General features: G+C 73.1%; 25 protein-coding genes and 1 tRNA gene. 10 read left to right on the top strand and 16 right to left on the bottom strand.

The window, feature by feature from the left end:
• From AEQ27_RS00210 to AEQ27_RS00160, 11 genes are all read right to left on the bottom strand, one after another.
• A partial coding sequence (locus AEQ27_RS00210; RefSeq protein WP_235450917.1) for an STAS domain-containing protein occupies positions 1-310 on the bottom strand: 310 nt, incomplete at its 3' end.
• Positions 310-2,250, bottom strand: coding sequence for a glycosyltransferase (locus AEQ27_RS00205; RefSeq protein WP_369813568.1), 1,941 nt, complete (start codon positions 2,248-2,250; stop codon positions 310-312). The genes AEQ27_RS00205 and AEQ27_RS00210, both read right to left, overlap by 1 nt.
• Positions 2,251-2,318: 68 nt before the next feature.
• Positions 2,319-3,509, bottom strand: coding sequence for a GAF domain-containing SpoIIE family protein phosphatase (locus tag AEQ27_RS00200; RefSeq protein ID WP_161805423.1), 1,191 nt, complete (start codon positions 3,507-3,509; stop codon positions 2,319-2,321).
• A 160-nt stretch (positions 3,510-3,669) separates the two neighbouring features.
• On the bottom strand, positions 3,670-4,269 hold the full coding sequence (locus AEQ27_RS00195; RefSeq protein WP_054144856.1) for a hypothetical protein: 600 nt from the start codon (positions 4,267-4,269) through the stop codon (positions 3,670-3,672).
• Positions 4,270-4,346: 77 nt separating this feature from the next.
• The gene (locus tag AEQ27_RS00190; RefSeq protein ID WP_054144855.1) at positions 4,347-4,760 is read right to left on the bottom strand and encodes a hypothetical protein; all 414 of its coding nucleotides are present in this window, start codon (positions 4,758-4,760) and stop codon (positions 4,347-4,349) included.
• The gene (locus tag AEQ27_RS00185; RefSeq protein WP_054144854.1) at positions 4,760-5,827 is read right to left on the bottom strand and encodes an Asp23/Gls24 family envelope stress response protein; all 1,068 of its coding nucleotides are present in this window, start codon (positions 5,825-5,827) and stop codon (positions 4,760-4,762) included. Before AEQ27_RS00185 ends, AEQ27_RS00190 begins: the two co-directional genes overlap by 1 nt.
• Positions 5,828-5,923: 96 nt before the next feature.
• Complete coding sequence (locus AEQ27_RS00180; RefSeq protein WP_054144853.1) at positions 5,924-6,526, bottom strand: hypothetical protein; 603 nt, start codon at positions 6,524-6,526, stop codon at positions 5,924-5,926.
• Positions 6,523-7,101 (bottom strand): DUF6286 domain-containing protein, encoded by a 579-nt coding sequence (locus tag AEQ27_RS00175; protein WP_054144852.1) that lies wholly within the window; start codon positions 7,099-7,101, stop codon positions 6,523-6,525. The genes AEQ27_RS00180 and AEQ27_RS00175 overlap by 4 nt, the downstream gene beginning before the upstream one ends.
• Positions 7,098-7,451 (bottom strand): hypothetical protein, encoded by a 354-nt coding sequence (locus AEQ27_RS00170; protein WP_054144851.1) that lies wholly within the window; start codon positions 7,449-7,451, stop codon positions 7,098-7,100. The genes AEQ27_RS00175 and AEQ27_RS00170 overlap by 4 nt, the downstream gene beginning before the upstream one ends.
• Positions 7,448-7,636 carry a DUF2273 domain-containing protein gene (locus AEQ27_RS00165; RefSeq protein ID WP_054144850.1) on the bottom strand — a complete coding sequence of 63 codons (189 nt, stop codon included), beginning with the start codon at positions 7,634-7,636 and terminating at the stop codon, positions 7,448-7,450. Before AEQ27_RS00165 ends, AEQ27_RS00170 begins: the two co-directional genes overlap by 4 nt.
• On the bottom strand, positions 7,633-8,079 hold the full coding sequence (locus tag AEQ27_RS00160) for an Asp23/Gls24 family envelope stress response protein (protein ID WP_054144849.1): 447 nt from the start codon (positions 8,077-8,079) through the stop codon (positions 7,633-7,635). The genes AEQ27_RS00165 and AEQ27_RS00160 overlap by 4 nt, the downstream gene beginning before the upstream one ends.
• Positions 8,080-8,257: 178 nt before the next feature.
• On the opposite strand from AEQ27_RS00160, the gene AEQ27_RS00155 reads away from it, so the two are divergent.
• Genes AEQ27_RS00155 through AEQ27_RS00145 form a run of 3 tightly spaced genes read left to right on the top strand, consistent with a single transcriptional unit; the run spans position 8,258 to position 9,830 of the window.
• Complete coding sequence (locus AEQ27_RS00155; RefSeq protein WP_369813567.1) at positions 8,258-8,893, top strand: RNA polymerase sigma factor; 636 nt, start codon at positions 8,258-8,260, stop codon at positions 8,891-8,893.
• Positions 8,890-9,498 (top strand): Asp23/Gls24 family envelope stress response protein, encoded by a 609-nt coding sequence (locus AEQ27_RS00150; protein ID WP_152970058.1) that lies wholly within the window; start codon positions 8,890-8,892, stop codon positions 9,496-9,498. Before AEQ27_RS00155 ends, AEQ27_RS00150 begins: the two co-directional genes overlap by 4 nt.
• Positions 9,495-9,830 (top strand): hypothetical protein, encoded by a 336-nt coding sequence (locus tag AEQ27_RS00145; protein ID WP_054144847.1) that lies wholly within the window; start codon positions 9,495-9,497, stop codon positions 9,828-9,830. Before AEQ27_RS00150 ends, AEQ27_RS00145 begins: the two co-directional genes overlap by 4 nt.
• Positions 9,831-9,929: 99 nt before the next feature.
• Here the strand turns inward: AEQ27_RS00145 and hxlA are convergent, their stop codons facing one another.
• Complete coding sequence (gene hxlA / locus AEQ27_RS00140) at positions 9,930-10,553, bottom strand: 3-hexulose-6-phosphate synthase (RefSeq protein ID WP_043597635.1); 624 nt, start codon at positions 10,551-10,553, stop codon at positions 9,930-9,932.
• Positions 10,554-10,730: 177 nt separating this feature from the next.
• On the opposite strand from hxlA, the gene AEQ27_RS00135 reads away from it, so the two are divergent.
• Positions 10,731-11,582, top strand: coding sequence for a LuxR C-terminal-related transcriptional regulator (locus AEQ27_RS00135; protein WP_054144846.1), 852 nt, complete (start codon positions 10,731-10,733; stop codon positions 11,580-11,582).
• A gap of 613 nt (positions 11,583-12,195) precedes the next feature.
• Here the strand turns inward: AEQ27_RS00135 and AEQ27_RS00130 are convergent.
• Together AEQ27_RS00130 and AEQ27_RS00125 are read right to left on the bottom strand one after the other, a co-directional pair.
• Positions 12,196-12,268, bottom strand: a tRNA-Arg gene (locus tag AEQ27_RS00130).
• Positions 12,269-12,355: 87 nt separating this feature from the next.
• Complete coding sequence (locus AEQ27_RS00125) at positions 12,356-12,646, bottom strand: hypothetical protein (protein WP_054144845.1); 291 nt, start codon at positions 12,644-12,646, stop codon at positions 12,356-12,358.
• Between the two features lie 220 nt (positions 12,647-12,866).
• Between AEQ27_RS00125 and AEQ27_RS00120 the strand changes: the two genes are divergently transcribed.
• The 3 genes from AEQ27_RS00120 (at position 12,867) to AEQ27_RS00110 (ending at position 15,856) form a co-directional block, all read left to right on the top strand.
• Entirely contained in the window at positions 12,867-13,454 is a 588-nt protein-coding gene (locus tag AEQ27_RS00120) for a helix-turn-helix domain-containing protein (protein ID WP_054144844.1), read from the top strand.
• An 8-nt stretch (positions 13,455-13,462) separates the two neighbouring features.
• Entirely contained in the window at positions 13,463-14,923 is a 1,461-nt protein-coding gene (locus AEQ27_RS00115) for an MFS transporter (protein ID WP_082383093.1), read from the top strand.
• Between the two features lie 72 nt (positions 14,924-14,995).
• Positions 14,996-15,856 (top strand): phosphatase PAP2 family protein, encoded by an 861-nt coding sequence (locus AEQ27_RS00110; protein ID WP_152970057.1) that lies wholly within the window; start codon positions 14,996-14,998, stop codon positions 15,854-15,856.
• 78 nt (positions 15,857-15,934) lie between these two features.
• Here the strand turns inward: AEQ27_RS00110 and AEQ27_RS00105 are convergent, their stop codons facing one another.
• Positions 15,935-17,086: a VIT1/CCC1 family protein gene (locus AEQ27_RS00105; protein ID WP_054144842.1), complete on the bottom strand. Its 1,152-nt coding sequence runs from the start codon at positions 17,084-17,086 to the stop codon at positions 15,935-15,937.
• Between the two features lie 100 nt (positions 17,087-17,186).
• Here AEQ27_RS00105 and AEQ27_RS00100 point away from each other — a divergent pair, with 100 nt between their 5' ends.
• The 3 genes from AEQ27_RS00100 to AEQ27_RS00090 all read left to right on the top strand — a co-directional run bounded on the left by AEQ27_RS00100 (position 17,187) and on the right by AEQ27_RS00090 (position 19,109).
• Positions 17,187-18,077 (top strand): hypothetical protein, encoded by an 891-nt coding sequence (locus AEQ27_RS00100; protein WP_054144841.1) that lies wholly within the window; start codon positions 17,187-17,189, stop codon positions 18,075-18,077.
• A 143-nt stretch (positions 18,078-18,220) separates the two neighbouring features.
• Positions 18,221-18,733: an N-acetyltransferase gene (locus AEQ27_RS00095; protein ID WP_054144858.1), complete on the top strand. Its 513-nt coding sequence runs from the start codon at positions 18,221-18,223 to the stop codon at positions 18,731-18,733.
• Between the two features lie 16 nt (positions 18,734-18,749).
• Complete coding sequence (locus AEQ27_RS00090; protein WP_054144840.1) at positions 18,750-19,109, top strand: hypothetical protein; 360 nt, start codon at positions 18,750-18,752, stop codon at positions 19,107-19,109.
• 336 nt (positions 19,110-19,445) lie between these two features.
• Here the strand turns inward: AEQ27_RS00090 and AEQ27_RS00085 are convergent, their stop codons facing one another.
• On the bottom strand, positions 19,446-19,865 hold the full coding sequence (locus AEQ27_RS00085; RefSeq protein WP_054144839.1) for a YchJ family protein: 420 nt from the start codon (positions 19,863-19,865) through the stop codon (positions 19,446-19,448).
• Positions 19,866-19,893: the final 28 nt, after the last annotated feature.

Below are 19,893 nucleotides of genomic sequence, written 5' to 3'. Positions count from 1 at the left end.
CGACCGAGGCGCGGGGCTTGAGGATGCGGTCGAGGTTCGTCAGGCGCAGCACCATCGAGACCTGCTCGGTGGGGGCGACGAGCCGCAGGTCTCCCCCGGCCTGACGCGCCGACTTGAGGCACGACACGAGGGCTCCGAGGCCCGACGAGTCGACGAAGGTCGTGCCCGAGAGGTCGACGACGATCAGCCGGTCGCCGGCGGCGAGGCGCGCCGCCACCTCGTCGCGCAGTTGAGGTGTCGAGACGACGGTGAGACGCCCCTGCGGTGAGAGGACGCAGCCGCCTTCGACGGCTTCGACGGTGACGGTCATCATGATGGTTCCTTGTCGTGGGGTGCCGAGGGCCCCGGATAGAGGACGGCCCGGACGATGATGCTGAAGATCACCAGGTCGAAGAGCACCCAGGCGATGTTGACGAGCGGCGCGATGCCCTCGGCCTGCCCGGTGGCGTAACGGATGCCGACGAGCACGAGCGCGGCGACGAGGCAGGCGACGGCCCAGATCTGCGGGCGGACGAGGTCCCAGCGGGGGCCGGTGGCCGCCTGCTTGGTCTTGGGGGTGACCGAGAACCCGAGCGCCCGGCCGCGGTAGACGTTCTGGAACGCCGTGGTGACCGACGCGATCCACACGGGGAAGAGTGCCAGCGAGTATTGCTGCCCCCGCCAGGTCGGCCTGCCGGCCGCGACCACCCAGAACAGCACCTGGTTGAGAACCAGGAAAGGGATCAGGCGGGCGAAGAAGTCGACGCTGTAGGCCTGCACCGGGACCACGCCGAACGAGAGGCACAGCACGGGCGCGGCGATGTAGACCACGGCCGCGAAGCCCGAGAGGTAGCTCCACATGGTGGAGAAGTACATGAGACGCTGCCCCCACGAGAGCCCCTTCTGCACGAGCGGGTTCTCGCGGAAGAACACCTGCATGGTGCCCTGGGCCCAGCGCAGACGCTGCGTCATCATGGTCGCCAGGTCTTCGGGGGCGAGCCCGATCGCCAGGGTCTCGTCGTGGTAGACCGACCTCCAGCCCAACCCGTGCAGGCGCATCGCGGTGGCCATGTCCTCGGTGACCGAGATCGTGGCCAGGGGCATGATCGCCTGGGCCTCGGAACCGCGGTCGACGTCGAGCGCGCCGACGAGCAGCGAGATCGACTCGATGGCGGCCAGCGGCGAGGACGACCGCTGCGCGAGCAGGTCGAGGGCTGCCTCGTCGAGGGCGTCGAACGTGTCGGGACCGAGCGACATGGCGGCGAGGTCGGCGAGGTCGTCCTTCATGGCTGCGAGGTCGGCGTCGGCGAAGCGGAACGCGATCGTGTCGATGCTGCGCTGGAACCGGTAGGTGACGTCACCGATGGACTCGCCCGCGGCGAACTCGGCCCGGGCCCGCTCGACGACGGTCTCGGCGTCGTCCAGCGCCTCGAGCACGCGGGGCTGGTCGACGGCCTCCTCCCGGGCGCGCACGAGCAGCTTGCGCGAGGTGCGCACGGCCCGACGCACGGCGGCCTCGACCTCGGTGACGTACCGCGCGACACCCAACTGCATCAGCGCCTCCCGACGGAGGACCGCGTTCGAACCGCAGAAGAACGCGCTGTTCCAGCCGTCCTTCGACTGCTGGATGGGCCCGTAGAACAACGGCGCCTGGCTGCCCAGGGGGTCGGACTCGGGCACGTTCTCGAACCACTGCGGCGTCTGCACGAGCGCGACGCGCTCGTCCTTGAAGTAGCCGAGGGTGCGGTCGAGGATCTCGGGCTTCGGCACCTGGTCGGCGTCGAGGATCAGCAGGAACTCGCCCTCGGTCGAGAGCAGCGCGTTGTTGAGGTTGCCGGCCTTCGCGTGGCGCGGCCGGTCGGCCCAGTCGTCCGACCGGGTGATGACGCCGATGCCGGCGGCCTCGGCAGCGGCCCGGATCTCGGGGCGACCGCCGTCGTCCAGGATCCACGTCGCGTGCGGGTAGCGGATGCGCTGCGCCGCCAGGGCGGTGCGCATGACGAGGTCGACCTCTTCGTTGTAGGTGGTGACGAAGACGTCGACCGTCACGCGCGTCTCGAGGGTGTCGGGGTCGGGTGCGGCCGGCGGCTCACCGCGCTCGCGCAGCCGCCAGGCACCGAGGCCGAACAGCAGCGAGTCGATCACGCTGTAGGTCTCGGCGAGGATCAGCGGCACCGCGATCCACCACGACGACCAGTTCACCGACGCGGCCCAGCGCCAGACGATGTAGTTCAGGCCGGCGAGCGACGCCAGCAGCACCACGACGCGGATCGCGACGAGGCGGCGAGCCGGAGTGGTGCGGTCGAGCAGCCGCTGGTCGCGGCGGCTGAGGGTGTCGGTCACGCGCGACGGTCCATCACGACGACGGTGACGTCGTCGCGCGAGAGTCGTCGGTGCGTGAGGGTGGCCATCGACTGGAGCAGGCCGGGCTCGTCGGCGCCGTCCGCGTGGGGCCGAGCCGCGAGTCTCCCGACCTCGCGGGCCCAGTCGGACTCGTCGTCGAGGACGTCGAGCACGCCGTCGCTCATGACGATCAGCTGGTCCCCGACGCCCAAGCGGGTCGTCTCCGTGACGTGCTGCTGCTGCTCGTCGAGCCCGAGGGGCAGCCCTGTGCCCGCGAGGTGCTGGACGGTGCCGTCGGCCCGGACGATGATCGACAGGCCGGACCCTGCGTCGACGAACGACAGCTCGTCCGTGTCGAGGTCGAGGACGGCGTGGAAGTAGGTGACGAACGTCCCCGTGCGCTGCAGGTCGGTCTGCACGGCCCGCTCGATGCGATCGACCGCGAGGCCGAGTTCACGGGCGGCGCCGACGTGCGGTGAGGCCGCCCGGCAGGCCGCACGGACGGACGATCCGATGATGGCCGCCCCGACGCCCTTGCCCATCACGTCACCGACCGCGACGTGCACGAACCGGCCGACGAGTCCGTAGTCGTAGTAGTCGCCTCCGACGCTCAGCGACGGCAGGCAGATGCCCTCGACGCGGACGCCCTCGACCTCGAGGGGCGCGGCCGGCAAGAGGGCCTGTTGCGTCGACCGGGCGGCCGAGGCGTCGGCGTCGGCGAGCAGCTCGACCTGGGCCCAGGCGGCCAGGTCGCGGAACTCGGCCATCTCGTCGTCGGAGAGCTGACGGGGCTCGGCGTCCATCAGGCAGAACGACCCGACGACGTTGCCCGATCCGTCGCGCAGTGGGTGCCCGACGTAGAAGCCGAGGTCGTTGTCCCGGAACGCGCCGAGGTGGGCGAACCGCGGGTCCGCCCGGGCGTCGTCGGTCGTGATGATCTCGCCCGAGTCGGTGACGAGGCTGCACGGGGTGTCGGTGCGCGCGGACTCGGGGTCGTCGAAGCCGGCCCGCCCGACGTAGAGCGCACGCTCGTGGTCCATGACCGTGACCGACGACATCGGCACGCCGAACACGGCCCGGGCGACGCGCGTCACCCGGTCGAGACGGTCCTCGTGGCCGGACTCGACGATGCCGAGGCTCTCGACCGCTCGCTGCCGACGCTCTTCACGGGCTTCGTCCCTGATCACGCGGCTCCCCTTCACTGGGCGCGCCTGGTGGGAGCGTGCCGTTCTGCGAACGGCTCAACGATGCCACAGACCCCCCTCGTCGGTCATGCCCACAAAAAGGGGGACACGGAGGAGGCGCGGTGCCGGTCGACCGGCACCGCGCCTCCTCGAGGGGCTCGCGTCAGCGGACGAAGGCCACCGTGGCGTCGACCATCTGGTCGATGTCGAGTCGGACGGGGACCCCCGTGGGGGCGGCCGTGAGGACGCCCACGGTGCCGTGGGGCGTGATGACGACCGCGCCGCCTCCGGCCACCGGGGCGTCGCCCGTGGCCGAACCGGTGAAGAGCCGACCCCCGAGGGAATCGATCCTGTCGTCCTCGACCCGTTCGAGCGAGAGACCGTCCGAGTCGGGCACCGCGTCGTCCATCTCGGCCTCGGTGTACTCCTCGACCTCGGCGTAGAAGCCGACGCGCGTACCGTCCGCCTCACTGGTCCACGTGCAGGCCGCGCCCCCGTCCTCGACCTCGGAGGTCGTCGCGTCGAGCGTGAGGCCCTCGACGGCCTGGCCCAACACGGTCGCGACGGTGTCGCAGTCGGCCGGAAGGGCGATGTCGCCTCGACCGGCCTGCTCGGCGGCGTCGGCCGTGGCCGTCGCCTGACCGGTCGACGGCCGACCGGCGTCACCGGAGTCGTCACCGCCGCCGGTGCAGCCGGCGAGCAGCAGCGTGAGCGCGACGGCCCCGGTGACGGTGGCGAGTGCTGGTGTGGTGGTGAAGCGCATGGTGATCCCCCGGTGGTGCGCCGGACCCCTTCCGACGACCGCCTCAGCCTAGACGGGTCGGTCCACCTCGGGGCCGGTCAGTTGCCGGGCCAGAACCGGGCGATCAGGTCCTGGATGAACGGGATCAGGTCCTGCACCTGGTCGACGCCGGCGAGCGCGACGGCCACGAGGGGCCACAGCGACACGACGAGCGTCGAGATCACGGCCGCCCCCCCGAGCACCCAAGCCAGGGCGCCGTTGCGCACCTTCACGACGAGCAGCAGCAACACCAGGGCCGGGACGCAACCGATGGCGATCGCCGCGGCGATCGAACCGACGGGCACGTCGAGGGCGCCGGCCGTGCCGCCGTCCGCCGCACCGATCAGGGTGAGGACGGGCAGCAGCACGCCGACGACGATCAGCACGCAGATCACGACCGAGGTCACCAGGGCGGCCCAGACGGCCCGCGGCCGGGGGCGTCGGGTCGTCGTCGTGGTGCGCCGCCCGAACATCACTTCTCCGTCGTCGCGACGTCGTCGCCGTCGACGACGACCTGCGCGTCGCTGTCGGAGTCGACCTCGACGGTCACCGTGCCGCCGTCGACCGTCACGGTCACGTCGGTGCCGTCGGCGCCGTCGGCGTGGCGGCCGTCGCCCGAGGAGGCGCGGGTGGCGTCGCCGTCCGAGGCCCGGTTCTCGTCCACCGCGTCGGCCACGCCGTCCACGGCGTCGGCAGCCTTCTCACGGGCACCGGCGACGACCTCGGACGTCTTGTCGAGCGCGGCGTCGGTGGCGTCGGCGGTCGTCTCGCGGGCGCCCTCACGGCGATCCGTCGCGGAGTCGCGGGCGTCGGCAGCGGCGTCCTTCGCCCGGTCGGCCACGTCGCGTGCCTCGTCGGCGACGTGGTCGGCCTCGTCGGCCGCCTTCTCGCCGACCTCGGCCGCGGTGGCATTCGCCTGCTCGGCGACCTCGCCGGCCTTGTCGCCCAACTCGCGGGCCTTGTCGGACAGGTCGTCCGCCGCGGCCCGAGCCTTGTCGGACAGGTCGCTCGCGGCGGCCCCGGCGCGGTCGCGCGCCTCGCCGGCGGCGGCCTTCGTCTTCTCGCCGGCCTCCTTCGCCCGGTCGCCGGCGTCCGAGACGGCCTGCTTCGCCTTGTCCGCCGCGGCGTTCACCTTGTCGGCGGCGTCCTCGTCGGAGTCGAACGGACCGTGAACGTCCGTGACGGTCACGTTGACCGTGACCTCCTCGCCGTCGAGCTGCCCGACGGCGTGCTGGACCTGCGTGCGGACGGTGTCGGCGAGCGTGGTGACGTTGGTGGGGTACTCGGCCACGACGGCGATGTCGACCACGAGCCCCTCGTCGGTGGTGCCGGCGCGGACGCCCGGGACGGAGCCCGTGCCGATCGCCGTGCGCAGGGCACCGGCCAGCCGCTGGGGTGCGCTGCCGAGGGCGTGGACACCCGAGACGCCGAGGACGGTGACGCCGATCGTGTGCTCGAGGACCTCCTCGGGCGAGCTGGCCCGGGTGGACGCCGCGGCGTCGATGTCGATGGGGGTGACGTGGTGGGTGGACTCGTTCATGAGACCGGCCTTTCATCGTGGAACGTGGGTGGTGCGACGGACGGCCCCCGTCCTCGGTCGAGGGCGAGGGCCGTCCGCGCGGTGGGGCGACGGGCGTCAGTCGAGTCGCGTGGCCGACGACATCTGGCTGCGGAGTCCGCCGTTGATCTGGATCACGACGGGAGTCTCGGTGCCGAGGACGCCGTCCCAGTGGGCGACGGCCTGGTCGATGCTCCGACGGATGTCCGTCGGCGAGACGCCCCGGCGGGCGTTCGCGGTGACGCGCAGGACCGACTCGCGCTTGACGCGGAAGGCGGTGACGTCCACGGAGACGATGCCCGGGGTGTCGGCCAGCGCCTCCTCGAGGACCTGCTCGGCGACCTTCGCGTCGATCACCAGGCGACCACCGGTGGTCTGGTCACGACGCGAACCCTCGTCGACGGTGAGCAGCGTGCCGGTCTGGCCGTGCCCCTGTCGCAGGGCGAACCAGGCGAGCAGGACGATCAGCACGAGGCTGGCCGCCGCGACGACCCAGAGTATCCACGGCTGCTCGGTGAGGGCGTCGGTGGTCGGGCCCTTCACGTCGGAGGCACCCTGCGAGACGGTCTGCTGGACGTCGGGCCAGAGGGCGCCGACGGCCACCGCTCCACCGGCGAGCAGGAGCACGAGACCGATGACGAAGACGACGATGCGGTTCAGAGCGCGATTGGTGCTGTTCATGAGCCGACCGTTCCTTTCTCGGACAGCTTGACCTTGTGACGCAGGGCCGGGCTGAAGTCGTAGGCGTCCAGTTCGTCACGGACGGCCTCGTCGATGCTGCGGACGTCGGTCTGACGGCCGGAGGTGCGGGTGACCTCGATCAGGGCGCTGCGCTTTCCGACGCTGACGCTGACCTGTGAGGGGTCGACGTCACCCGCGTAGCTCGCGGTGCGGGCCAGCGAGCGGGCGATGACCCGGTCGTCGACCACGGCCACGGTGCGCTCCGCCGTGCCGCCACGGCGGCCACGACGGCCCGGGGCGATCGACACGACGATCAGGACGAGCCCGATCAGCGCGACGACGATCGCGACGGCGGTCAGGACGCCGACGGGCGCGCTCGCGGCGTCCAGGGTCGAACCGACGAGGTCGGTCGGCGCGAGGAGCAGCGGAGCCGTCCCGACGGCGGCGAGGACCGCCTCGGTGCCGATCCACGCCAGGGCGACGATCAGCAGCACGGCGAGCGTGATGGCGATGCCGGCCCGGGACGAGTGCGTCTCGCGGCGCACGATGCGCTTGTAGAGCGATGCGGTGCTCATGCGACGCGCTTCCTCTCTCGGATGTCGGCGCCCGTGATCTGCAGGTCGACCTTGTCGATGCTCGACCCGGTCAGCTGCAGCACGCGGTCACGGATGGTGGACTGGGCCGTCGTGAGGCGGTCCAGCAGGGTGCCCGAACGACGTTCGGAGACGCCCAGGGGCGAGACCCGGATGGGGGTCTTGGCGATCACGCTGAGAGCGCCGTCGTGGTCGGCCAGCTCGACCGACACCTTCGACGCGGAGACCTCGAGGGCCTCCGCGGTGACGGCCGAGACGACCCGACGCACGGCACGTGACGTGATCTTGTTCCGGCCGTGGAGGGCCTGGTCGGCCGTCACCGCCGCGGTCACGACGACCGCCGCCCGCGGAGTGCGTCGGCGAGGCCACGGATGTCGAGCTTGCCCTCGACGACGCGGCCGACACCGAACCCGATCGCCATGGCGATCGCGACGAACACGAAGGCCCAGAAGCCGAAGGCCAGGGCGGTCAGCGCCAGGACGGCGCCGACGAGCATGCCGGTGGTCGTGGCGGTCACTTGACGCGGCTGTCGTCGGTGTCGTCCTTGTTGTCGTCCTCGGAGGGGATGTACACGTCCGAGACGGTGACGTTGACCTCGGTGACCTCCATGCCGACGACCTGCGAGATGGCGTCGGTGACGGACTTGCGGACGTCGTCGGCGACCTTCTGCAGCTCGACGGGGTACTCGGCGACGATGACGATGTCGGCGGCGACCTGCTTCTCGCCGACCTCGACCGAGACGCCCTGGCCGCGGTCCTGCTGGTTGATCACGTTGCGGATCGCGCCGATGGCACGAGCGGCGCCGTTGCCCAGGTCGTGCACGCCGCGCACCTCGCGGGCCGCGATGCCGGCGACCTTCGAGACGACGCCCTCGGCGATGGTGTTCTTGCCGGCGGCGGCCGACGAGGTGTTCTTCGCGGCAGCGGTGCTGGTGCTGGTGGCGGGGGTCACGTTGCTCATGGTTTCTCCTTGCTCTGGGGCCGGGTCTCGACCGGCCGGTGTCCGAGTGCCCGTCAAGCGGGTCACATCATTCAGACGCATCGGTCACGCGGCATGTCACGGTGCATCAGCCAGCTCTCAGCGAGCGATCCGGGACCACTCACTTTTCGGCCATCACGTCCCCCGATCCGGGCACGGGGTGGTAGTCAAGGAGGCGCAGTGCGGGCCACCCGGCCCGTGCACCAGGTCCCGCCCCGTCCGATCCCAGGAGGTCGTCATCACCACCGACGACCCCCTCCTCGACGCCGCGGACGCGACGTTGGCCGTCCGGGCGCGCGACGGCGACGTGCACGCCTACGAGGTCATCGCCCGTCGTCACGGACCGCTGATGCGGGTGTACGCCGCGCGCCTGCTGGGCTCCGACCTCGAGTCGGACGACGTGGTGCAGGACGCGTTCCTCACCGCCTGGCGGCGCCTGGCCGACCTCGACGACCCGTCCCGGGTCCGCAACTGGCTGATGCGCATCGTCAGCAACAAGGCGGTCGACCGTCTGCGGGTCCGGCGCGACCACGACGACGTCGACCGGCTCGATGTGTCGGCCCCGCGGCACGAGACGCCCGAGCGCGTGGTCGAGGCCCGGCTGCAGCTCGACGCCATGTGGTCGGCACTCGACAAGCTCCCCCTCGACCAGCGACGGTGTTGGCTGTTGCGAGAGACCGCCGACTACTCGTACGCGGACATCGCCGAGGCCCTCGACCTGCCCGTCTCGACGGTCCGGGGCAAGATCGCGCGGGCCCGGGCGTTCCTGATCACCGAGATGGAGGCGTGGCGATGAGCATCGACGACCACTCCCCCCTCGACGTGCCCGAGACCGACGACACGGTCGACGGCATCCCGGTCGACCGCCTCGTCGACTACCTCGACGCCGGGCGCACGCCCCGCGACCCGGTCATCGAGGGGTCCGCCGCCTGCCGGCTCTACCTGCAGTCGCTGGCCCGGGTGCACGAGCTGTCCCGCGCCTCCCTCGAGGACCGGGCCACCCGGGAGCCCGACCGCGACGGCGCCTGGATCGACGGCCTCCTCGACTCGATCCGACGCGAGGTCGTCGGCGGACGCGAGATCCCGGTGAGCCACCCCGACCCCGCGGTGCGGTTGAGCGTCACCGAGGCCGCGGCACGCGGACTGGTGCGCCGGGCGGGTGACGAGCAGCCCGGCGTCGTGCTCGGTTCGACGGCCTTCGAGGGTGACCTGACGACCGCCGGGGCGGACGTGGTCGTGCGCGTCACGGCCGCGGCCAGGTACGGTCTCGACCTCGGCGCCGTGGCGGACGAGCTGCGCACCCGCATCACCGAGGCGCTGACCCGGCACACCGGGCTGACCGTGACGCGGGTCGACGTGCTCGTCGACGACGTCTTCGTGGCGAGGGAGGACGACCGATGAGCGACGACGCGCTCTCCCGTGACCTGACCGAGGCGCTGCGCGGCGTCGGGGGCGTCGTGGACGTGTTCGACGCACACCCGATCGTCGAGGGCGCCGTCCGCGTCGTCGCGGCGGGACTCGACCTCGCGGGTTCGACCGGCCTCGTCGAGATCTCGCGCGCGCCCGGGTCGGTGTCCGTCACCGCCCACGTGGCGACCGCGCTGGACTCCCCGACGCCCGAGACACTGGCCCGAGCGGCCGATGTGCTGCGTGGACGCCTGGCCGCCTCCGGCCTCGCGGGCGACGAGGTCGTGGGGTCGGTCTCGGCCCGCCTGGTCGACACGCCCCGCTGACGGATGGACGACGCGGAGGCGCGGTGCCGGTCCGCCCGACCCCGCGCCCCCTGCGCGTCACAGCTCTCTCGTGAGCTGTTGCGTGTGGTGCGTCTGCTGCTACTTGATGGCGGCGCGGATCTCGGCGGCGGCACCGGCGACGTCGTCGGCCGAGTAGATCGCGGCACCGGCGACGGCGACATCGGCTCCGGCGTCCTGGACCGAGCCGACGGTGGCGGCCTTGACGCCACCGGCGACCGAGAACGGCACACCCGACGCCTTGCCGGCCTCCAGCAGCTTCTCGAACGTGAAGCCCTCTTCGGCCTGCTCGTCGAGCCCGGCGTGCATCTCGACGAACTCGGCACCGAGCGCGACGACCTCCTTGGCGCGGGCGGCCTTGTCGCCGACGCCGATGAGGTCGACGACGATGCCCTTGCCGTGGGCCTTGGCGGCCTTGACGGCACCGGCGATGGTGCTGTCACCGGCGACGCCGAGCACGGTCACCAGGTCGGCACCGGCCTTGAACGCCTCGCCCGCCTCGAGCTCGCCGGCGTCCATCGTCTTGAGGTCGGCGAAGACGATCTTGTCGGGGTGCGCCTCCTTGATGGCGGTGATGGCGCGGAAGCCCTCGGCCTTGATCAGGGGCGTGCCGAGCTCGATGATGTCGACGCTCGGCGCGGCGGCGGCGGCCAGCTCGAGGGCGGCGTCGGTGGTCAGGGTGTCCATGGCGAACTGCAGCTTCATGTGGTGCTCCTCGTGGGGGCGACGGGGCCCGATCGGGCCTCTGGGTACGTCGTCGATCCCGTTGCCTTCGATCCTGGTCCGACGATGCTGTGAGGACAGCCCCTCGACGGGGGCGTCCCACCCACCCGTTCGGGTAGGGACGGTGGCGCCGGGTAGGTGGACGCCTAGGGTGGGCCCATGAGTCGCACCCTGCACGACGGCCCCACCCGAGCCGGTTCCGACGCCCTCGCCCGGACGCTGGCGTCCGAGCACGCGCGGGCGACCGCCGACCTGGTCGACCGGCACGCGATGACCCTCGAGTCCGTCCTGGCCGCCCTGCGCTCGCGACGCCTCGACGACCGGGCGGCGCGGGCCGAGGCCATCGACGTGGCGGCGGGGGCCCTGGTCGCCCTGCGGACCGGTTCCGACCGCGACCGGGGTACGACCCTCGAGCCGGTCGTCGGGGCCTTCGCGCGCCTCCGGTCGGACCTGCGTCCGCTCGTGCGCTTCGGCGACCTGGACGTCCAGTTCGTCGAGCCGCCGGCGACGGGCCGGGCCCTGCCGGGTGACGTGGCGCACGTGGCCCGGGCCGTCGTCCGGAACGCCGTGCTCACCTTCGTGGACGCGGGCGACGCGCGTCGGGTGCGCATCCAGTGGGACTGCGACGGCCTGAACCTGCTGATCGCGATCCGGGACGACGGTGCGGGCGAGCTGACGGCGCACGACGACGCCCTGCGGCCGATCACCGAGCAGGTCTCGGGGGTCGGGGGCGAGCTGACGGTGGCGTCGACGGTGGGGTGGGGTTCGGAGTTGACGGTGCGTCTGCCGCTCGACCCGCCGCCGTCGAACGAGCCGTGGGAGCTGGTCGCCGCCCTGAGCGAGCGGGAGCGCGAGGTGCTGCACCGGGTGGCGGCCGGCGACCGGAACCGCGACATCGCGACAGCGCTCGGCATCAGCGACAACACCGTGAAGTTCCACGTCTCGAACCTGTTGCGCAAGCTCGGGGCCCGCAGCCGCACCGAGCTCGCCGCCCTCGCCTCGTCCCCCTGATCCGGAGCGTCTGCTCGCCCGCACCGCCGGTCGAGTGGCCAGAAGACGTCCTTCATCTCGCCGGGAAGGACATCTTCTGCCCCCTCGACGGCCGGGGCCGGACGGGCGCAACGCGAAGCGCCAAGCCTCGTCCCCGCGTGACGTCGAGTGGTCTCGAAGCGTCCTTCGTCCCGCCACGAGCAACGTTTCGCGACCACTCGACCGCGGAACGTGAGGAGAGGGACGGGTGAGGCGCGAAGCGCCAAGCCTCGTCCCCGCGTGACGTCGAGTGGTCCCGAAACGTCCTTCGTCCCGCCACGAGCAACGTTTCGCGACCACTCGACCACTCGACCGCGGAACGTGAGGAGAGGGACGGGTGAGGCGCGAAGCGCCATGCCTCGTCCCCGCGTGACGTCGAGTGGTCCCGAAGCGTCCTTCGTCCCGCCACGAGCAACGTTTCGCGACCACTCGACCACTCGACCGCGGAACGTGAGGAGAGGGACGGGTGAGGCGCGAAGCGCCAAGCCTCGTACCACGTGAGTTCGCGCCGGAGGCGCACGCCGCCGGAGGCGGCCAGACAAGCACCGAAGACGAGAAAAGCCCTGCCGTGTAGGGCAGGGCTTTTCGAGTCGTGTGCGCCTGGAGGGACTCGAACCCCCAACCTTCTGATCCGTAGTCAGATGCTCTATCCGTTGAGCTACAGGCGCGTTTCTCTGGCCGATTGGCCAGAGGAAACACTACACGAGGGAGGCGCGGGGCGCGAATCGAGCCGACCCGCGCCTCCTCGGGTCGTGTCAGTAGGTGTGTTTGCCTTCGCCGTCGCCCTTGTAGTCGCCGATCAGCTCGTCGACCTGGCCGGCCTCGGCCTGGCCGGGCTGGCGGGTGGGGACGGCGTCGTCGGCCGGTCCGTCGTCGAGCGTGCGGGAGCCGGTGCCGCCGTCGGGGTGGTTCTCGCTGGTGATCTCGACGGGGCGGTCGTCCCGCTCGCCGACGGTGTGGTCGCCGTGACCCTCGCCGCTGCTGTTGCCGCTGCGCTCGAGTTCGGTCTCGTCGGTGCCGTGCGGGTCGTCCGGGGTGTTCGTCATCGGGTTCCTCCTGCGAGCCGGGCCGTCCGGCGGTCGTCGTCCAGCATGCGCCGCCGCTCCGAACCCCGCCCGCGACACCCACCACACTCACGGCTCGACCGGTCGAACCGCTCGTCCCCGCACGAGCCGAGAGCACGGATCGTCAGCACGGCCACGGCCTAAGACAAAAAACCCACAACGCCTCTTGCGCAACACCTCTTGTGCACCTAGTGTCGACCCCATGCCCCCGCGTGAGACATCCCGCAGCACCCTCACCGACGCCGCCTCGATGCGCGTGCTCGCCCACCCGACGCGGTTGCGCCTCCTCGGTCTGCTGCGCGAACGCGGTCCGCAGACGGCCGCCCAGCTCGGCGACGCCGTCGACGAGGCGCCGGGGACGATCAGCTACCACCTGTCGAAACTCGCCTCGATCGACCTCATCGGCCCGGCCGAGCCGCAGACCACCGACCGTCGTGAACGCTGGTGGCAGGCCACCGCCCAGCTCACCAGTTGGGAGCCCGCCGAGCTGCTCGACGACCCCGACCGCCTCGTCGCGTCGTCCGCCCTCGAGAAGTCGATCGGCCAGGCCTACGCCGCGCGCTTCGGCGAGTACGTCGACGCGATGCCCGCCCTGCCCCGCGAGTGGGTCGCGGCCGGTGCGAGCGGCGACCGCAGCCTGCGCCTCACGGCGACCGAACTGGCGGCACTCCGCCGCGACCTCGAGGCCGTCGCCGACCGCCGGCTCGCCATCAGCGCCGCCCACGACCCGGCGACCGACGACGGCGCCGAATCGGTCGCCCTCGTCCCCCAGGCCTACCGCCGCCCCTGAGGACCGTCGTGACCGAGAACGGACGAGCCGAGGAGGCGCGGGTCACCGACAGCGCCCCTCACCTCGGCCGCGCCGACCGGCCCCGCAGCGGGCGCCCCGGTCGCCCCGGTCGCCCCGCCCGCGTGGCCCTGTCGTCCTTGGTCGCGGCCCACGCGATCTCGCAGACCGGCAACGTCGTGACGGCGTTCGCCGTGCCCTTCTACGCCCTGGGTCTCGGCGGGTCGGGGGCCGAGGTCGGGCTCGCGGCCGCCTTCGCGACGGCCCCGGTGATCATCGGCGGACCGCTCGGCGGCGTCGTCGTCGACCGGGTCGGGCACCGGCGGGCGGCGATCGTCGCCCACCTGGTGAGCGGCGCCTCCGTCCTCGCGATGCCCGTGCTCGCCCTCACCGTCGGGCTGCCGTTCTGGGCCCTGCTCGCGCTGGTGTTCGTGGGCGGGCTGCTCGACAGCCCCGGGCAGGTGGCGCGCCGGGTGATGCTGCCCGGGCTGACCGAGCGGGCCGGGGTGCGCATCGAACGCAGCGTGGGGTTGATCGACGGGTCCGAGCGCTTCGCCAAGCTCGTCGGGGCTTCGATCGCGGGCCTGCTCGTCGCCGCCGTGGGGCCGATCGCGTCGCTGTTCGTCAACGCCGCCACCTTCGCCGTCTCGGCCACGCTGACCTGGGCGCTCGTCCCCGCGCCCGATCCGGTACGGACCGGATCACCCGGCTCTCCTCTCGCGACTTCCCCGGCAGACGATCCGATACGGACCGGATCAACGAATCCGAGAGACGACCACCCGACCAAGCCGACCGAGCCGACCGAAGCGACCGGGCCGACCCGCGCCTCCTACCGGGCCGACCTCGCCGAGGGTGCCCGGTTCGTCGTCCGCGACCCCCTGATGCGGCTGATCGTCGCGCTCGTGCTGGTCACGAACCTGCTCGACGCCGCCCGCGGGTCGACCCTGCTGCCCCTCTACGCGAACGACCGACTGGGAGGCGCGGCCGCCCTGGGCCTCCTCGTCGCCACCATGGGCGGGTGCGCCCTCGCCGGCAACGTCGCCTTCGGCTTCGTCGCCCACCGGGTTCCCCGCCGCGTCACCTTCGTCGTCTGCTTCACCCTCGCCGGTGGGCCGTCGAGCCTGGCGTTCGCCCTCGGGGCCCCGCTCCCGGTGCTGGTCGCCGCGACGGCGCTCTCGGGACTGGCCGCCGGCGCCCTCAATCCGATCCTCGGCACGGTGCAGCTCGAGCGCACCCCCGAACACCTGCGCGGACGGGTCTTCGGGCTGGTCACCGCCGGAGCCTGGGCCGGCATCCCGATCGGCGCCCTGCTCGGTGGGGTCGCCGCCGACACGATCGGGCTGGCGGTCGCGTTCGGCATCGTCGCCGTCGTCTACACCACCGTCACCCTCGCCCCGCTCACCGGCGGCGCCTGGCGGCTGATGGAGCGTCGACGCCCCCCCGGCGGCCGATCACCTGCACCCCTGCTGTGAGTCCCGTCGACCCCGGCGCATCGGCAGGTCGGACCGAGCCGGTTTCCAGGCGACGTGTAGTTAGCTCATCCGGTGACTGCTCACCCCACCCTCTCGACGACCCCGGCCGTCCGCCGCCGGGTCACGGGTCGCTGGGTGGTCGCCTCGTCGGCGTCGCTCGTCGTGCTGGCGGGCGTGTACACGATCGCCGTCCTCACCGAGGCGGGCCAGTCCATGGAAGACAGCATCCTCCGCTCGGTCGACGGCACCACCCTGCTGCAGTCCGGGGTCGCGCTCGACGCCATCTCTCCCCCGGCCGTGCTGCTGGTCGTCGCCCTGACGATGGTGGTCGCGTTCCTCCGCCGCCGGCCCGGCTCGGCCGTCCAGGCGGGCGTGCTGATCGTCGGCGCCACGGTCACCACGCAGGTGCTCAAGCAGCTCGCGCCCCGTCCCGAACTCACCGGCGAGCTCTACGGCAACAGCTTCCCCAGCGGGCACGTCACGGTCGCCGTCGCCGCCGTGCTGGCGATCATGACCACCTTCGGCCGGCACGCCCGGCCGCTCTTCTACATGGTCGGCGCGGCCTTCGCGGCCGTCGTCGCCGAGCAGACCGTCGCCTTCGGCTGGCCCCGCTGCGGCGACGTCGTCGGCGCCGGCGCCGTGGCCCTGCTCTGGCTCGGCCTCGTGCGCTTCGGCGCGGCCCGCCTCTCGCGCGACCCTCGCGGCCGCGACGACGTCGGCCCGCGGTCACACGGAGCGACCTCGGTGGTGCTCGGCCTCGCGCTCGTCGTCTGCCTCACCCTGTCCGGTGCGATCTGGAGCATCGGCATCGGCTCCGACATGAGCCTCACGACGTCGACCGGTCAAGGGGTGCTGATGGGTGCCCGTCTCGCCGCGGCCGGTGTGGTGCTCGTCACGTGCTGGATCGCGTGGAAGCTCGACCGCAAGGCCTGACGCCTCGACCTGACCGACCGGCTCGGCGAGCAGCCCGGGCTCGGCCTGCGGCGCCCGGCGCGGCCCGCCGCGCCCGGCTCAGCCCGCGGCCCCCGTCCCGAACAGCAGCCCGAGCAGGTACGTCACGGCGGCCGCCCCGAACCCGATGCCGAGCTGGCGCAGTGCCCGCTTGACCGGGCTCGCCCCCGACAGCAGCCCGACCACGGCGCCCGTGCCGAGCAGGGCGACGCCGACCAGGGCGGACGCCACGACGACGGCCGCGAGCCCGGACAGCCCGAACAAGTAGGGCAGCACGGCGATGACGGCCCCGGACGCGAAGAAGCAGAAGCTCGAGGCGGCAGCGCCGAAGGCCGTGCCGAGGGGCTCATGGGTGGCGGGTTCGTCGGCCGAGCGCGCCTCCTGGTCCGGGGCGTCCGCCCAGCCGGCCGTGGCGGCGCCCGGCGCAGCCCCCGCGGGAGCCGCGCTCGGCAGCGAGGCACCCCGCCCCGCGCCCGCGAGCACCTGCCGCGCGTGGGCCTCGGCCTCGTCCGGCGACATGCCCCGCGCCCGGTAGACGAGCGCCAGCTCGTTCGCGTCGACGTCGAGGTCGGGCAGCACCTGTCGCGCCGTCGGGTCGGGAGTGGAGGCGTCGAGCAGTTCGCGTTGCGACCGCACCGAGACGTACTCGCCCGCACCCATCGACAGGGCCCCGGCGAGCAGGCCCGAGAGCCCGGTGAGCAGCACGACGTGGTTCGCGACGCCGGACGCGCTGATGCCGAGCCCGAGCGCCAGGTTGCTGACGAGCCCGTCGTTCGCCCCGAACACGGCGGCCCGGAACGACCCCGACAGGCGGTTGCGACCCCGCTCGGCGAGGCCGCGCACGACCTCGCCGTGGATGCGCTCGTCGGCGGCCATCGCGTCGGTGGCGTCGGCGTCGGTCGCGTAGGGCGACCGCGCCTCGGCGCTCTGCACCAGCGCGAGGACGAAGATCGAGCCGAAGCGCCGGGCGAGCACCCCGAGCACGCGGGTGCGCAGGTCGGTGCGGGCCGGGCGTCCGACGTCGTCGCCGAGCAGGTCGACCCAGTGCTGCGCGTGGCGGCCCTCGGCGTCGGCCAGGGCGAGCAGGATCGCACGCTCCTCGCCGTCGCGGCGGCGGGCGAGGTCGCGGTAGGTCGACTCTTCGGCGCGCTCGTCGGCGAGGTAGCGCCGCCAGCGGCGCAGGTCGGCCGGGGCGCGGGTGCTGGTGGGCATGGGGACAGTATCGTCCGGCGCACGCGACGGACGCGAGACGGCAGGCGCCAGGCGACGGCGACGGGGTCGGACCGACCGACCGCGCGGGTACGGTCGACCGGTGACCCCGCCCGACGCCGCGACACCGACCCCGCCCCGCTACCTCGGCGTCGACCTCGCCTGGCGTGACTCGACGCCCGAGCGTCCCGCGAACGAGACCGGCCTGGACGTGATCGACGCCGACGGCACGGTGCTCGACGCCGGCTGGGCCCGCGGGGTCGACGAGGTCGAGGCCTGGGTGTCGCACTGGTCGACGCCCGGTTCGGTCGTCGCGATCGACGCCCCGGTGCTCGTGCCCAACGCCACGGGCATGCGGGCGAGCGAACGGCTCGTGGCGCGCGCCTACGGTCGCTGGCACGTCTCGGCCAACGCGAGCAGCGCCTCCTTGCCCTGGCTCGGTGGGCGCACCCTCGGCGAGCGTCTCGAGCGGGCCGGAGGCGTGTACGACGACGGCGGGCTGCCCCGGCGGGTCGAGGCGGGCGGGCGCTTCGAGGGCTACCCCTACACGACGCTGGGCGGGATGAGCGGGCTCGGCTACGACGACAAGCGCCCCCGCGACAAGCGGCCGGACCTCGCCCTGCCGAAGGAGGCGCGGCGCGAGGCCCGCGCGACGGCCTGCGACGAGCTGCTCCGTCGGTTGGCCGGGATGGCCGGGGCCGAGGTGCCGGTGCGTCTCGACTCGCATCCCGTGTCGGCGGCACTGCTCGACGAGCCGTCGCCGCTGGTGGACCGGGCCTACAAGCACCGCGAGGACCTGCCCGACGCGCCGGTCTGCGCCGGGCCGGCGGCGCTCCGCGCCCGCACGCCCGAGCGCCTGCAGGTGCTCGGCGCCGACCCCGAGCCCGACGACCGCGGGCGGCGCGCGACGCTGATCTCACCGGCCCGCCCCGAGCGGCGGCTCGGCCCCACGCCCGTGGCGAGGGTCGGCCGGGACGCGCGCCGCGCCTCCTGACGTGACGCCCCCGGGGCGCGACCCTGCGCGGCGACGCGACCCGCGCCCCCTGCCGTCCCGCCCTCGGGGCGGGCCCCGGCGCGGTGCCGCGCCCCGCGCCCCCTGCCCCTGCCTCGTCCCGCCCCGTGTGGCAGGGTGGCGGCATGCCCGCACGACCCGTGACCGTCCGCCGCACGACCGCCGACGACTGGCAGCACGTCCGCGACCTGCGCCTCGCGATGCTGGCCGACACCCCGATCGCCTACGGCGAGACCCTCGCCGTCGCCCGCCGCCACGCCGAGGCCGAATGGCGGATGCGCGCGGCCCGGGGCGAGGCCGAGCACGGCACCTCGCTGATCGCGATCGACGACGAGACGGGCGACTGGGTCGGTGCCATGGGCGGCTTCCTCCAGGCACCGGAGCAGCCTCTGCTGGTGGGCGTCTACGTCGCCCCGACCCATCGGGGGCGCTCGGCCGGCGTCACCGACCTGCTGCTCGACGGTGTCGAGGCCTGGGCCGCGACCGAGGGCGACGTTCTGCGGTTGCACGTCCACGAACAGAACGAGCGGGCCATCGCGTTCTACCGCCGACGCGGGTACGAGCCGACCGGCCACACCAACGCCTACGCCCTCGACCCCACGGCGCAGGAGCTCGAGATGCTCGCGCCGCTGCGCTGACCGCCACGCCTGACCGGTGGCGAGCACCCATGACGTCTTCCTCGAGGGCCCGCACGACGAGTCGCGGCAGCTCGTCGAGCAGACCCTGATCGATCACGGCTTCGCCCTCTCGCTCGCGCCCGACGGCAGCACCCGGGCCGTTCGGGGCACGCTGGCGTCCACCCTCGCGCTGCGCGCCTTCGCCGGGCGGGCGCAGTTGCTGACACTCGGCGTGCAGTGGTTCGTCGACGACCGGGGGCGGCTCGTGGCGCGGGTCGTGCACGACCCGGCCCTCTCGGTGCTCGGCGGACCGGTCGGCGTCGTGCGGGCGCAGCGGACCGTCGGCGAGGTGGCCCGGGCACTCGAGGCGGTCGCGGCCCGACGCGGTGCGCCGTGACGGCGGGACCGGTCGTGCGCTCGACCGTGGATCACCCGTCCTGTCCCCCGAAACACGGGTCCGTCGCCCGTCCCTGTGAGGAGCGTCCACGTCTGAACCGCACCACCTCGTCCGGCCTAGCGTTCGTCGAGATGGAGAGCGAGAGCCCTGCATCGGTGTCGTCCGGACCGTGGGTCCCTGCCCGTGAAGCTCTCCCTGCGGCCCGGCGGCGTCACGGAGAGGATGCCGGGTCCGACGGACCCGCCGTCCTCTTCGTGACGCCCGATGCCGACGCCGTGTGCTCGCGTCGACCCGCGCCGGCTCGGCTCGGTGCCCGCCGGCCCGGGTCGGTGCTCGTCAGCCCGCGACGCCGTCGACGTAGAGCCACCGCCGGTCGACCCTGACGAAGCGACTGACCTCGCGCTGGGACCCCACTCCCTCGGAGTCCCGGAAGTGCGCCTCGAACTCGACCGTCCCCTCGGCGTCGAACGGCCCGCCCGCCTGCGTCCGCACGACGTCGAGCCGGAACCATCGCGTGGCCGGGTCGACCTCGAGCGTCGCCGGGCGCGTCGTCGGATGCCAGGTCTCGAGCAGGTAGGAGGCACGAGCGAGCGCGAACGCCGAGTACCGCGAGCGCATCAACCGTTCCGCCGTCGGGGCGGGCGTCGTGCCCCGGTGCAGCGGTCCGCAGCACGAACCGTAGGTCTCGCCGCTGAGGCAGGGGCACCGGGCCGAGTCGTCGAGGTCGCGGCCGTCGAGGGGAGCAGCAGGAGGCATCGGGCAATTCTCCGGCACGACCCTGCGC

This window comes from Frigoribacterium sp. RIT-PI-h, from assembly GCF_001297205.1.
Taxonomy (GTDB): domain Bacteria; phylum Actinomycetota; class Actinomycetes; order Actinomycetales; family Microbacteriaceae; genus Frigoribacterium.
This window is presented reverse-complemented; position numbering and strand designations above follow the sequence as displayed.